Below are 14406 nucleotides of genomic sequence, written 5' to 3'. Positions count from 1 at the left end.
AAGGAGCAATACTGTGAACCAGTCTTCGTCGTCCGTATATCCTCCTCCGTTCAGCTCACTGCTTTTTCATTTTAAAGAAATTGCGTTGATTGGTGAGCCTACCGATGAATTATTATCACGTCCCAGTTCATATCACTGTCTTCTTATGTTCATCAGTGGGACAGGGATGGTGGACATTGGCCCAGAGCAGTATCTATTCCATACAGGTCATGGGTATTGGCTAGCTCCAGGTGAATCCTATCAAATCGCTCCCCTGAATGGAACTGTACCTGAATACTACAAAATCACGTTTGAGGTCATCGCTTTGACGTCGGAACCACAAGCGGACATGGCCTTGGCTGAACACGCAGGGCGCATGCCGTCCATATATCATGGAGCTGTCCTGCCGGAACCGCGCGAATACATCGTCTCCTCTTCTTCCTCCAAACTTATTCAGTTGATTGAAGAGTTATTTTATAGTACCCAACAAACGGTACAGCCGCATAACCAAACATCCGTATTACGGCAGCAAATCATGTTTCAAGAGTTGCTCTTGCTGTGGCAGGAAGATCACACCGATATTGATCAAAACAATACCTCTAATCCGGCATTGCCAGCATCGGTAGAAGGCACTCTCTCATATATGGAAAACAACTATGAAAAGCCCATTACCGTCAAGCAGCTTGCCGAGCAGGCGAACGTTTCCATATGGCAATACTCACAAATGTTTCGTAAAATCACAGGCAAAAAGCCGCTGCATTACCTCACTGAGCTGCGCTTGAATCATGCCAAGCGGCTGCTGCTGGATTGCAAACGGCCTTTACGTGAAATAGCCCGTCAGGTTGGTTTCTCTGACGAATATTATTTTAATCGACGGTTTAGGCAAATGACCGGGATTCCCCCTGGCAAGTACGCACTTTCTGTCTCCGGTTCTGTGCGCGTCAAGGATTGGACGGGCCACCATATTCATATTCCGCGTCGAGCAAGCCGCATCATCTATCATGGAGAAACGATGGGCGATCTATTGGCATTAGGGGCCAAAGCCATCGGCGGAAGTCTGCAACTCAGTGAATACAGTGTCTATAAACATCGTCTTGTGAATGTTGCCGATGTAGGCCTTCCACTGGATGCCCGCTTGACCAGTGCTCTTGATCCTGATCTAATTATCATCGCCAATTCGGACGAACAGGAATATAAGCGCATTGCCAGCATCGCCCCCACCGTCACCTTCAACTCCTTCGCCACGCTGGAGGAACGGATGCGTACACTTGGCGCCTGGCTCGGTAAGGAGCGAGAGGCCGAACGCTGGTTGTCTACCTTCACAGCCCGTAATCTGGCAATGTGGCAGCAGCTCGGTACGCAAATCACAGCCGGAGAAACGGCCTCCGTCTTCATCTTCGATCATGGTGATCGGCTCTTTGTCATGGGTATGTCCGGATTCTCGTCGGCCCTCTACCACCCCCAGGGCTTTCAGCCCGTTGAACCGATCCAAAGGGTGCTCGACGAGGGACACGGCTTCGCGGAAATAGATCCAAGCGAATTGCCTGATTACGCCGGGGACCGCATTTTTATGCTTGTCCCGACAGCCCCAGAATCCAAACGTACGCTGGAACGCATGATCAGCAGCCCTCTCTGGCGCAGCCTCCCTGCTGTACGTCAAGGTCGGGTATATTTCGTAGAAGCTGAACGCTGGAACTGGAGCGATGCCATAACCCGGCAAAAACTGCTTACTGCACTGCCCAAACTGCTTGGCACTTCATCCTGAGAAGCTGTCATTTTCTAAAGATACTACATTAGACCTTGAATGCTTCCATCTGCCTCCAGAGACATATGCTCAGCTGCTGGGGATTTTGGTAATCCTGGCATCGTCATAGTATTGCCTGTTTCCACGACCACAAAGCCTGCCCCTGCAGACAAAGCAACGCTGGACACGTGAATGGTAAAGCCTTCCGGTGCACCTAGCAGAGAAGGTTGATCTGAGAAAGAATACGGCGTTTTGGCCATGCATACAGGCAGTTGTCCAAAACCAAGCTGCTCCATACCGGCCAACGCCCGTTTGGCCGCAGGAGTGTAAGCTACCTCTGCCGCACCGTAAATCTCCTTCGCAATAACACTAATTTTCGCTTGCAAATCAAGGGTATGCTCATACAATGGTGCAAAATGGGCTTTGTCCTCCTGGAGCAGGTTGAGCAGGCTTTGGGCCAGCTTTTCTCCCCCTTGGCTTCCCTGTGCCCACACCTGTGACAACTCTACGGGTACTCCCAGCTTGAGGCATTCCGAGAAAATCAGTTCCAGCTCGGCTTCGCTATCTGTTACAAAATGGTTGACCGCTACCAGTACTGGCACGCCAAACTTTTGCAAATTCCGTACATGCCGATTCATGTTGGCTAATCCAAGTTGCAATTGCTCCAGATTTTCTGCGTCCAGCTCATTTTTAGCTACACCGCCGTTATATTTCAGCGCTTTGGCGGTTACGACCAACAGAGCCGCATCTGGCTGCAAACCGGATTGACGGCACTTGATGTCAAAAAACTTTTCTGCCCCCAGCTCAGCCCCGAACCCAGCCTCCGTGACAACCACCTCTCCCAGCTTCAGGGCTAGCTTCGTACCGATCAAACTACTGCATCCATGCGCAATATTCGCAAAAGGTCCGCCGTGCACAATAACTGGAGTTCCCTCCAACGTCTGCACCAGATTGGGTTTCAATGCTTCCCGAAGCAGCACAGCCATACCTTCCACCGCATGTAGTTCCTCAGCTGTTACCGTTTCGCCATCTTCGTTATAACCAATCACCATCCGACCCAATCGCACTTTAAGATCGTCCATATCTTCACTTAAACATAATACGGCCATCACTTCTGAAGCCGAGGTAATCAGAAAACCACTTTCTCTCACTGCTCCATTACCTGACCCCAATCCGGTTACAATGTTTCGTAAACTCCGGTCGTTCATATCTACAGCGCGTTTCCACACAATCCGCTCGGGTTTCAACCGCAAAGCATTTCCATGAAATAAATGGTTATCGATCATCGCTGCCAGCAAATTATGCGCTGCCGAAATCGCGTGAATATCACCTGTAAAATGGAGGTTGATGTCTTCTGCTGGAACAATCTGGGCTTGTCCTCCCCCAGTTGCTCCTCCTTTCATGCCGAAGCAAGGGCCAAGGGACGGCTCACGTAACGCAGCAACGGTTTTATGCCCCAGCGCATTCAGCGCCTGCGACAGTCCAATGGTGGTCAGCGTTTTGCCTTCTCCCGCTGGCGTGGGGTTCATCGCCGTAACCAGCACCAGCTTTCCATTCGGACGATCCTTTAACTGCTCCCACAGGGACGGGTTCAGCTTTGCTTTATATTTTCCATACGTCTCTAGATGTTCTTCTTCAATTCCTGCTTCTTTGGCTATATCAATAATCCTCTTCATCTTTCGTTATGTACCCCCCGTTTTATAAGTCTGACCGATGGTGTCAAACCCTGTATCGTTTTATTTTACCAAAGTGTGCCGCTTATTGCGCTATGATTCATTTCATCGCAAGCGTTGCTATCATGTGAGTTATTAAAAAAGAGCCTCCCCCGCCCGTATGGACTTTGGTGGATGCCCTTTTGATACGTCTCGTTTAACAAACAGCTCTCAAATTAACCTGCAAAGTTAGCAGCGTAATTTTCAGCAATAAATCCCTTAGAAATCAGGATAGATTGGGATTTCTTAGTAGCAGGGCCATAGCCTTGGGACAGCAGATCATTAATATGTAAGCGATTATAAATGAAGCAAAATACAAAGTTGGACGCCCCACTCGTAAGGATCGATACCAGAAAAATAATAACAGCCCACTTCCAATCCCCTCTAAACAACGCAGGGAAAAAACCGAAAAAGAGCGTAGTCCATGAAAAACCTACTTTGCGTTCCTTGATCATTCCAGTTTTATTTCTTAATTTAATCTTCATTTACCCCTTACCTCTCTTTATATAGTCTTTTAGAACTATATTAGATTATATAGGACAGAGGGAATAAATGGAACTCATTTCGTAAAATCATAAATTTCTCAAATACGCTCTAGTTTATAATGCTTTTCCAGCACTTCTTTAAAAACATCAACAGGGTACTTGTATTCAACAGTTTTGAAAACAATCCGGTTATTCCACTGGTTTTTTTCCAGTTCGCACCCATGCTCCATATCCAGTTCCTTCATAATAAATATAATCTCATCTAAGGTTACCAACACACTATGTCTATTCGTCGTAGTTGCCAGCATCTGCTCGCCTTCCTGTGTGTATGCCTTCACGATCTGCTCATCAAACCCTTCGCTGATCATTAATTCCTTCAAGGCTTGTATAAAAAGAGTCGGCAAGTTTTTGTACTGCGATTTTTTAATCCCAAACAGCGTGATGCTTAAGCGGGATATATCATGCATAAACACTATATTTTTTCTTCGATTCAGTAAAAATAAGCTGGCATGCCAACTATTTAAAGGCGGATAAATATCAACTTGAAGTGGTTCAGTCTCCCATTCCTTCAGCAGTTTTTGTGTTCCTCGTATGACAAACATCGTTGCTCTCCTTTATTGACGCTCCTGTACCGCAGCGTGATTCGACATACCTGATTTCTTGTATAAAGCATGTCACGTATATCATAACATCGTATTCCAAACACCGGATTATAAACTCTTTCAGTATAATAGAGGAAAGATATATTGCCAGACACAGCTGATTACGTAACTCCCTGGGACGATCCAGGGAGTTTCCATTTTTTCTTTGGATATTTTTTATGGAAATCCCCTCCACTGCTCTATATAATTCAGGTACAGTTCGTCACACGAGCTTAATCTAAAAATTAGGGGTGTTCCACACCTATGCCACAGCATATTTTACTTATTGAAGACGATCTATCCATTGCCGAAATGCTACTTAAAGCACTCACTAAGGAAGGATACAGCCTAACCACTGCCTATGACGGGGAAGAGGGGCTTCTTGCCTTTGAACGTCATACCTATGATCTGGTACTGGTGGATTTGATGATGCCGAAGGTGGACGGTATGGAGGTGATTCGACGAATTCGTACCCATAGCGCCGTCCCGATTCTGATTATGTCAGCCAAGGACAGCGACGTGGATAAAGCGCTTGGACTGGGCTTTGGGGCAGACGATTATATTGCCAAACCTTTTTCAATGCTGGAAATGACCGCTCGTATTCAGTCCGCGATCCGAAGATCTACTACATATGCCCGTCAGCAACAGCAGGAGGAACAGCCGCAAGCACAAGTTTTGACCTACGGCAGTCTGTGCATTGATTTTGATCATTTTACAGTCATACGCAATGAAAACGAAATTCAGCTAACAGCCAAAGAATCCGATATTTTGAAGCTGTTTGTAGCCAATCCAAACCGGGTATTTACAAAAGCACAATTATACGGATTTATTTGGAAGGACGATTATATGGGCGACGAGAACGTGATTAACGTCCATATTCGCCGCCTGCGTGAGAAAATTGAAGAAGATCCCTCTCATCCTGTCCACATTAAAACGCTATGGGGCATTGGCTACAAATGGGAGAATGGCTGATATGAACATCGAAAACATTTCTGAATGGATTGTCGGTCTCATCATGTCAGTCGTTATAGTATGGCTTTGGCGGGAGCGTATGGCCAATAAGCGCAAAATAAGGGATATCCGAGCCCTACTAGAGCGAATAGTGACGGTGAATCATGCGGAAAAGCTGCTATATGTCACAGGTGACGTTGAACTGCAACGACTCATGACGGAAATTAATCGACTGCTGGACTTGAATCTCAGAGTGTCTGCAGATTACAACCGTAGCCAAATTGCTATGCGCAAAATGATTTCGAACATTTCACACGATCTCAAGACCCCGCTTACGGTTGTGCTTGGATATGCCGAGATGCTGGATGGCGATCCGACTATTTTGCCGGAAGAACGTATAAAGCTGCTATCCAAAATTCACCAAAAGACAAGCGAAGCGATTGAGTTGATCGGAAGCTTTTTTAATTTGGCGAAACTGGAAGCTAATGATACGGATATTCCGTTGACACGACTGGAAGTGGGAGAACTGTGCAGACGCAGCATTTTAGAGTTTTATGACCTGCTGACTGCACAGGGGTTTACTGTGCATATTGAGATCCCGGAGTACCCCATTCATGCCTTGGGGAACGAAGGAGCGATTGGGCGGGTGCTGAATAATCTGATCTCGAACGCCATTCGCTACGGGGCAGATGGACGGACGCTAGGCCTGACGCTGTCAGAACAGCAGGATACAGTGCGTATAGAGGTATGGGATCGTGGCAAAGGCATACAGGAATCTGAGCAAGATAAAGTTTTTGAACGTATGTACACACTGGAGGACTCCCGCAATAAGGCGGTACAAGGCAGCGGACTGGGCCTTACGATTGCCAAACGTCTGGTTGAAACGATGAACGGAGAAATTCAATTGACCAGTAGACCTTATGAGCGGACAGTCTTCTCTTTTACATTGAAGAAAATCAACTATTAATCGAACTCAACATACTCAACTTAATAAATTTGTAAGAATCACGAAAGAAAAATGAACATTTCGCCCTTTATCCTTGAATTATCAGCAGTATACGAAGGGAGAACACCCATGACTTACGTAATACGTACACATCAGTTGACCAAAGCCCTGAAGGGCAACGAAATTGTAGCAGGAGTCAGCATGAATGTGCGCAAGGGAGAAACCTATGGCTTTCTCGGCCCCAACGGGGCAGGCAAGACAACGATAATGAAAATGATTACGAATTTACTCAAGCCGACATCGGGTGAAATTGAATTATTCGGTGAAAAACTAACGCCAAAATCGTATCATCTGCTCGGACGGATGGGTTCGATTATTGAATACCCGATTTTTTATGACAGGCTGACGGCGCAGCAAAATCTGGAACTTCATTGTGAATACATGGGCTACTATAATAAGCAGGCTGTCCGAGATGCCCTGGAATTAGTAAACTTGCAGAATGCGGGTGACAAGTCGGTAAAAGACTTTTCACTGGGAATGAAACAGCGTCTCGGGATTGCCCGCGCTATTGCGACTAAGCCAGAGCTACTCATTTTGGATGAACCGATTAATGGTTTGGACCCCGTGGGAATCAAGGAAATCCGCCAACTATTCCACATGCTATGCAAGGAATATGGGATGACTCTGCTCGTGTCCAGTCATATTTTAGCGGAAATAGAGCAGATTGCGGATACGGTAGGCGTGATTAATCACGGAAGGCTGATTGAGGAAGTGTCGATGGAACAGGTGCGAGAAACCAATACGGAATACATCGAATTTACGACCAACGATTGTAAAAAGGCGGCCTACGTCCTCTCCCATCATCTGAATCTGAATAATATAAGGGTGCTCAATGAACAGAATATACGTATTTACGACTCAAATGTACCGCAGAAACAAATTACGAAGACGCTCATTTTAAATGATATAGAAGTGGATTCCATTCATCAGAAAAGCAGTACGCTAGAAGACTACTTTTTGCGGCTGTTAAACGGAGGTGATCTCCATGCTTAAATTGATGCAATTGGAGCTGAAAAAATTTCATCTGGCGGGTTATATCCGTTCAGCACTGATCGCCAATGCATGCATTCTTGGGTTGCTCTGTATCATCGCGCTGGACAGCCAAAGTACAGGAATACCCGAATTTACACAGTACACTCAGCTTCTCGATCTCATGGACATGCTGGTCAGAGCCACATTTATTGTGTTTGCCTCTGTTCTTCTGTGCCGCTTTATCGTAGGGGAATTTAAGTCCAAATCGATTACGATCCTGTTCATGTATCCGATTCACCGTCAGAAGCTGATGATCGCCAAGCTCTTGGTTGTGCTGCTGTTTACCTTCTTATCTATTATTATTTCGGAAATAATCATTACGGCTGCTATTCATCTGCTCAACCAGCTTGTCTTGATTGTACCCGATAACCTTACTCTTTCGATACTGGGTCAACAATCAGCACGGACGCTGATCAATGCCGTTGCTGCCAGCTTTATGGGACTGGTTCCGCTGTATATGGGGATGCGAAGATACTCTGTACCCACCACCATTGTGACCTCAATCCTGATTGTAGCATTGCTTTTCTCCAATAATAACGGCGCTACACTTAGCTCCATAGCCCCCGTGCAAATAGGCTTCTCTATACTGGGAATGCTGGTGGCTTATGCAGCGATTCGACGCATTGAGTATAAGGATATTACTTCATAGTATGTAACTTAGTAAAACGCTTTCGAAAAATAGATGAAAATCATTGTTAGATATACACACATTTTTCACTGGACTTCATTCTAAAACAGGTATATCCTATAGGAGAAATTAAAAAACGGAATAAGGATCTTCGGGGTAGGGTGAGATTCCCAACCGGCGGTATGGCTCATGGAGCTAAGCCCGCGACTCTGTATCTGGCAACAGGATACGGACTGATTTGGTGAGATGCCAAAGCCGACGGTAAAGTCCGGATGGAAGAAGATCGAAATATCAACATGCCGCGAAGTGGATGAATGCTGCGTTATGGGTTTTGCAGTAGCAGTAACTTCATTTAACTTGCATAAAGCGGCAAGTTTATTTGATCAACCCCCGTCTTGCATGGCCTTTCGCCATAGACGGGGGTTTTTGTGCCACCGGTCCTGTATTCGCAAGGAGCTAATTGAGTATGAGTCAATCTTCTACTGTACTAACATCCAAAGGTTTTGATCATAGCTCCCACATGAAAAGCGGTTTTTGGCTGGTCGCAATAGGAGCAGCCTTGTGGGGCGCTGATCCGCTGTTTCGTATTATTTTGCTAAAATCATTTACTTCAACACAAATTGTACTAATGGAGCATATGCTGCTTTTCCTTGCTCTGACACCGATGCTGTGGAAACATCGTGAGGAACTCAAAGCGGTACGGCTTCGTCAAGTTTTCGCTATTTTGTTCGTCTCGTGGGGCGGCTCGGCTCTGGCCAGCGTGATTTTTACCATGGCGCTCAGCAACGGTGATCTGAATGCTGTACTCTTACTCCAGAAGCTTCAACCATTGGTCGCTATTATTCTGGCCCGCGTTATATTGAAGGAAATGCTGCCGCGTCATTTTGGATTATTAATTGTCGTCGCTCTGTTCGGGACGTATCTTCTGACCTTCGGTTGGTCGCTCCCCTTCGGGCATGTTCGTGATTTTGCCCAGGTCGGTAGTCTACTTGCACTGGGTGCAGCGGTTCTGTGGGGCGGTTCGACAGTCATGGGAAGCTACTTGCTTCGTTCAATGAAATATGAAACGGTAACCTCCCTCCGCTTCATGGTGGCGCTCCCTCTGCTGATTGTCCTCACCTCTGTAGAGCATGCGCCATGGAATATGCCTGCCGGTACATGGGCAGGCGCAGCTGTGATTATCAACTTGCTATTGCAGGCATTGCTTCCGGGTCTTCTTAGCTTATTGCTGTATTACAAAGGCTTAAGTACGACCAAAGCGTCTTATGCTACGATGGCAGAATTGAGCTTTCCCATGGTGGGGGTCGTGATTAATTGGATCGCATTTCAGCAAATCGTTACTGTAGCGCAATTGACTGGTTTTATGCTCATCTGGATTACGCTCTTTATGATTTCACGTCAGCAAAAAAATTAACAGTTCAATGTCCCCTTCATGACTCACCCAAGCCAAATTTTGAAGATGCTTTTGCATCTCCGATTTGGCTTTTTATGTGTTCGCATTAATATTAATCATAGTTCTTTAGACCTGTTTTTCAAAAAAAGTGTCTAAAATATGCTACTATTTCTCGTTTCCCAATGATTACATCTATAAAATTCGTCGGTTTATGTCGAATAAAACAATGTAGTGATCATCAGACACAGAGGAGCAAGAACTATGACTAAAACAAAACAAACAGTTCCGTGGTGGAACAGGTTTCTCAAGCAGTTTTATTTAATGAGGACAAGATTAATAATATCTTTTTTAGCTGTGTTATTGATTCCGAGCGTACTTATCGGGTACTTTTCTTATCAGGGGGCTACGACACAACTCAGTCAGCAAATGGGCGGTTCCGTATACACGAATCTGTATCTGATCCGGAGCAATGTCAATCAGTATGTAGCGCCTATTATGAAAGACCTGGACGTGCTTACCACTGAAATCAATTCTGATTCCATTGGTACCAACCAAGAGACCCTTCAGAAAAAGTTAGATGTTATCGTCAAGGCTCACCCCGAGCTAGATGCAGCGCTTCTCGGCAATGAGAAGGGGCAATACATACGTTCGCCGAAAAAACAGGAGTCCGATTATGATCCCAGGGAGAGAAAATGGTACAAAAACGCGATGCTGGAAAAGGGTAAAGTATTCGTCGGTGTTCCAGTTGCCAGCGTCACGACAGGGAATTTAGTCGTTAATATATCGGGAACGCTGGAGGACGGTGAAGGAGCTGTTGCCCTGGCTTTGAACCTGGACAAAATGAGTGAAAGTCTGCAGTCTGTTAAGATTGGTGAGCGCGGAGGACTCATTATTGTTGATTCTGAACATAAAGTTGTATCTGGGACTGGAACAGCTTTCAACAAGACAGGCAAAAAAGCGGCTGACGCCATAGAAGGACTTCCCGAAGTGGCGACAACCGTCGAAAATGATACTCCTTCCATGTCGCAAATTCAATTTATGAATCGAGATATGCTGGCCTTTACACTTAAGGACCCTCTCACCGGTTGGAGCATTGTCGCACTGTCGGATCTGGAGGATTATAGTGATGCAGCCCAACCAATTCTGAAACAAAGCCTGATTGTGATTGTTATTTCCATACTTGCCGCGGCGATCATCATTGTGCTTATGGTCCGCTCATTCTTAATTCCGCTGCGCAAGCTGCAAGCAGGAACACGCATCGTCCGTGACGGAAATCTGACCGAACGTGTTAATCTATCCAGCAAGGATGAGTTCGGCGAACTGGCACAGAATTTTGACCAGATGACGCATTCCTTGCATACGATGGTCTCAGAGGTCAACCAAACCTCCTCCCGACTTGCTTCCTCTTCCCTGATAATCAAGGAAAGCACAGAGCAAACGACGGAGTCCGTACAACATGTAGCGGAAACGGTTATGGAATCCGCGGAAAATGCAGCCACCAGCGCCGAGGCATCCGAGCAGACCGCTAATGCCGTTGAAGAAATGGCGAAGGGTGTCAGCACCATTGCCGAATCGGCAAGCTCCATCGTGGATTCAGCAGGACAAACCGAGCATGATGTGGCTCAAGGCAGCCAAATGATCAGTAGTGTACGGACCCAAATGGACCGTATTCTGGAGGCTGTCAGCCAAACGGCTAGCTTAATGGATGAGCTATCCCAGCTCTCGGACGATGCGAAGCAGATGAATACGGCTATTGCCGCCATTGCCAAGCAAACCAATTTGTTGTCTCTGAACGCGTCTATTGAAGCTTCCAGAGCTGGCGAAGCCGGGCGTGGATTTGCCGTAGTCGCTATAGAGGTACGCAAGCTGTCTGAGCAATCCAAGGAAAGCGCGGATTCCATCAGTCAGATTATTACTCAGATGCTCGATTTGATTCAACGCTCTACCGCTACCATGAACGGTAATGTTCGTAACCAGGTAGGTGAAGGTATGCGTATTAGCCAAGATGCAGAAGGTGCATTTACGAATATTGAGCGCTCTACTTCTCATATCGTGGAACAAATTCAAAGTGTGTCCGCTGCTGCTGAACAAATCTCAGCCAGTACAGAGGAAGTCTCCGCCACTGTTACCCATTTGGCAAGCCTGTCTCGCAATTCGGCGGACAGCTCGCAGACAACATCTGCTGCTGCTCAGGAACAAATGGCAGCTATGGAGGAAATTGCCTCTTCGTCACAGGAGTTGTCCAACATGGCGCAGGATTTGCAACAGCTGGTTAAGCGATTTAAGATTTAACTTACTACTAACAAAAGCCTTCGTCCGTATACAAATTACGGGCGAAGGCTTTTTACATTTGAGTTCTTGATATGCTCTCTCTTGTTACTTATAGGGTCATCTGACCGGTTAAATGACGGCGTCTATCTCCTTCAGGGTCGTGCTCCACCTTAATATTCTGATGGAAAATAGCTGTAGTCCGCTCTTCTCTGTCGTACATCGGCCAAGCCCCCTCGGACAGCACTGGCTTCCCATCACGTGCAAAAGCAACCCATGCCTGCTGCATATCTTGAGCCAGCTTCTGCATCGAAGGTTGAATCTCTAATCCAAGCTTATCTAGCAGCTCCAGATTATCGAAAACAAACGCAATCTCTGCACCGTGAACCGCTTGTCCAAAGGTAGGATGCCCCGGCAATGTCCAATCAAAACGATACATCCATACAGGCGCATGCGCCGACTGTGCAACAGCAAGAGCCAACGCAGGACGCCAAAAAAATAGATCGGTCAACATTTGCGCCTGTCCCTCAATCGTAACCGGAAAAGGTTCTATCAGGTCGCCGATGTCTGACATGCCCGTCATCATTTCCAATGCCTGTCTCGCTGTCGACTTGTTCATTAGATGGGATTCTTTTCGGATGAAATAGCCCCCCTCATGCAAGTTCGTTCCAATCAAAACGGAAACCTGCTTTGCTGAACCTTGCGCGATTGCAGACAGGGGTACATCTGGCAAGGTCACACCGTCCACAACGGGTTGATAGATCATCGCCATCCCTGGTCCGATGACTTCATGCGTCTTCGCCATCGCTAGCATCAGCGCATCTGTCGGCAGGCTAAACAACCTCTCTGGATGCTGAGTGTCCACACCCAGCTGCTGTAGATACACAGCCGTCACTTGCTCGGCCTGTGAAGTTGGCAATACCTGCGACGCACCGCTCTGCAAAATTGCACGCTGGAACAGTCCTTTAGCTGCTGGCATCGCCAATAAAGCGGCAATACTCATCGCGCCTGCTGATTCACCGAACACCGTCACTTCGTCCGGATTGCCGCCAAAGGCAGAGATGTGATCCCTAACCCATTCCAGCGCAGCGATCTGATCCAGTAGTCCCGCATTAGAGGTCAGGCCATCTCCCTTTGGAGTCAGATGCAAAAATCCTAACGGCCCCAATCGATAATTGATCGTAACAACCACAACATCGCCATTCTTCGCCATGCGTTCCCCGTCATATAAAGGTATAATCCCGGACCCCGTGACAAAGGCACCGCCATGAATCCACACCATCACTGGACGTCCCTTCTCAGGAGTCTTCGAAGCAGGTGTCCAAACGTTCAGGTATAAGCAATCCTCTGACTGCTCAGGCGGCTCCACCAGATTTCCAGTCATACTTTCAGCGGATGGCATAGGTTGCGGACAGATTGGCCCAAAACTCGTCGCAGCCCGCACACCCTCCCAAGAATCCAAAGGCTGGGGCGCGTGAAAACGTAGTTTTCCAACAGGAGGCTGTGCATATGGGATACCTTTCCACACATGATATCCATTTCCCGTTTCCCCACGTAATTGACCTAAACGAGTATGTACCGTAATACTTTCCATTATGAAGCCCCCTTTATTTCGTATGTTCAACACAACGGTATAATATCAATCTTTACATATCTCTATTATACCCTTTGCACACGGCCAAACCAAAAAATACCGGAAGCACTTTTGCGCTCCGGCATTTTTATAAACAAGATAGGGAAATAGCGATTAATCCCGAACTTCTTCTTTTGGAATCAGCTTGTAAATTTCTTCGCTTTCCATAGAGTCAATTAGTCGATCTAGCCACTTGTAATAAGCGACGGCCTGCTTCATTTTCATACGATCTTGCTGAAGAATCGCCTTAAATTCCTCGTACTCTTCACCCTGATTCATCAATCTGTCCAGCTCATCAATGGCTTTGCGCAGTACCAGTAAATTTGTTTCTACCGCTTTTCTCCATTTAATAGCGAAGAAGTCAGTAAATGTTTGATGCCAGTCATATTCAACTTCATACAAATCCTTGCGTGAGCCTTTGCTCCATACCTTATTTACCATTTTCAGATCCAATAATGTGCGAACTCCTGTACTCATGCTCGTTTTGCTCATTTCCATTTCACGGCCCATCTCGTCCAGCGTCATTGGTTTATCCGCAAAAAAAAGCAAACCGTATAAATGCCCCGCAGACAAAGTAATCCCATACAGGTCCATGTTTTTACCTATAGCTTCTATGACACGTTTGCGAATTTTTTGCAGCGAAGCCTGCTGCTCATCACCTAACTGGTACAAGCTCATGCTTGCAACCTCCTAATTTTAGAGCATTTTGCACAACCTAGTATGAACGATTTACCCGTAAAAGATTAGCTTTGACGCAATATATGAAATCTTTCAACAATAAATGAAATGTTTCAAAAGCAAAGCTTCTGTCTATATTACAACAGCATGGGTCGTTCAAAATCATAATTCGCAAAATTGCTAATGATAGTAAACTTTTTAAATTATGGATATACATAAATCTTTTTCTTATGGTTATATTTCATTGTCTATTTTA

General features: G+C 46.2%; 12 protein-coding genes and 1 riboswitch. Of the genes, 7 read left to right on the top strand and 5 right to left on the bottom strand.

The window, feature by feature from the left end; genetic code table 11:
• The first annotated feature begins 13 nt into the window (after positions 1–13).
• Positions 14–1744 carry an ABC transporter substrate-binding protein gene (locus tag MKY75_RS06345; protein WP_340884702.1) on the top strand — a complete coding sequence of 577 codons (1731 nt, stop codon included), beginning with the start codon at positions 14–16 and terminating at the stop codon, positions 1742–1744.
• Between the two features lie 23 nt (positions 1745–1767).
• Here the strand turns inward: MKY75_RS06345 and MKY75_RS06340 are convergent, their stop codons facing one another.
• The 3 genes from MKY75_RS06340 to MKY75_RS06330 all read right to left on the bottom strand — a co-directional run bounded on the left by MKY75_RS06340 (position 1768) and on the right by MKY75_RS06330 (position 4522).
• Positions 1768–3399 (bottom strand): formate--tetrahydrofolate ligase, encoded by a 1632-nt coding sequence (locus MKY75_RS06340; RefSeq protein WP_340884700.1) that lies wholly within the window; start codon positions 3397–3399, stop codon positions 1768–1770.
• Positions 3400–3611: 212 nt separating this feature from the next.
• Complete coding sequence (locus tag MKY75_RS06335) at positions 3612–3920, bottom strand: hypothetical protein (protein WP_029516338.1); 309 nt, start codon at positions 3918–3920, stop codon at positions 3612–3614.
• Between the two features lie 98 nt (positions 3921–4018).
• On the bottom strand, positions 4019–4522 hold the full coding sequence (locus MKY75_RS06330; RefSeq protein ID WP_029516337.1) for a DUF6933 domain-containing protein: 504 nt from the start codon (positions 4520–4522) through the stop codon (positions 4019–4021).
• A 303-nt stretch (positions 4523–4825) separates the two neighbouring features.
• Between MKY75_RS06330 and MKY75_RS06325 the strand changes: the two genes are divergently transcribed.
• The 6 genes from MKY75_RS06325 to MKY75_RS06300 all read left to right on the top strand — a co-directional run bounded on the left by MKY75_RS06325 (position 4826) and on the right by MKY75_RS06300 (position 11863).
• Positions 4826–5533, top strand: a complete 708-nt coding sequence (locus MKY75_RS06325) for a response regulator transcription factor (protein WP_029516330.1) — start codon at positions 4826–4828, stop codon at positions 5531–5533.
• A gap of 1 nt (position 5534) precedes the next feature.
• The gene (locus MKY75_RS06320) at positions 5535–6479 is read left to right on the top strand and encodes a sensor histidine kinase (RefSeq protein ID WP_049816929.1); all 945 of its coding nucleotides are present in this window, start codon (positions 5535–5537) and stop codon (positions 6477–6479) included.
• A gap of 108 nt (positions 6480–6587) precedes the next feature.
• Positions 6588–7511, top strand: a complete 924-nt coding sequence (locus MKY75_RS06315; protein ID WP_029516328.1) for an ABC transporter ATP-binding protein — start codon at positions 6588–6590, stop codon at positions 7509–7511.
• Positions 7504–8199, top strand: coding sequence for a hypothetical protein (locus MKY75_RS06310; protein ID WP_029516327.1), 696 nt, complete (start codon positions 7504–7506; stop codon positions 8197–8199). The genes MKY75_RS06315 and MKY75_RS06310 overlap by 8 nt, the downstream gene beginning before the upstream one ends.
• A 122-nt stretch (positions 8200–8321) precedes the next feature.
• Positions 8322–8466: riboswitch (FMN riboswitch) on the top strand.
• Positions 8467–8644: 178 nt separating this feature from the next.
• On the top strand, positions 8645–9592 hold the full coding sequence (locus MKY75_RS06305; RefSeq protein WP_165144889.1) for a DMT family transporter: 948 nt from the start codon (positions 8645–8647) through the stop codon (positions 9590–9592).
• 240 nt (positions 9593–9832) lie between these two features.
• The gene (locus MKY75_RS06300) at positions 9833–11863 is read left to right on the top strand and encodes a methyl-accepting chemotaxis protein (RefSeq protein ID WP_165144886.1); all 2031 of its coding nucleotides are present in this window, start codon (positions 9833–9835) and stop codon (positions 11861–11863) included.
• Positions 11864–11951: 88 nt separating this feature from the next.
• Here MKY75_RS06300 and MKY75_RS06295 read toward each other — a convergent pair whose 3' ends face one another.
• Positions 11952–13433, bottom strand: a complete 1482-nt coding sequence (locus MKY75_RS06295; RefSeq protein ID WP_340884699.1) for a carboxylesterase/lipase family protein — start codon at positions 13431–13433, stop codon at positions 11952–11954.
• Between the two features lie 153 nt (positions 13434–13586).
• Positions 13587–14150 carry a GbsR/MarR family transcriptional regulator gene (locus tag MKY75_RS06290; protein WP_028543060.1) on the bottom strand — a complete coding sequence of 188 codons (564 nt, stop codon included), beginning with the start codon at positions 14148–14150 and terminating at the stop codon, positions 13587–13589.
• Between the last annotated feature and the right edge of the window lie 256 nt (positions 14151–14406).

This window comes from Paenibacillus sp. FSL L8-0663 (assembly GCF_038008125.1).
GTDB lineage: Bacteria > Bacillota > Bacilli > Paenibacillales > Paenibacillaceae > Paenibacillus > Paenibacillus polymyxa_D.
This window is presented reverse-complemented; position numbering and strand designations above follow the sequence as displayed.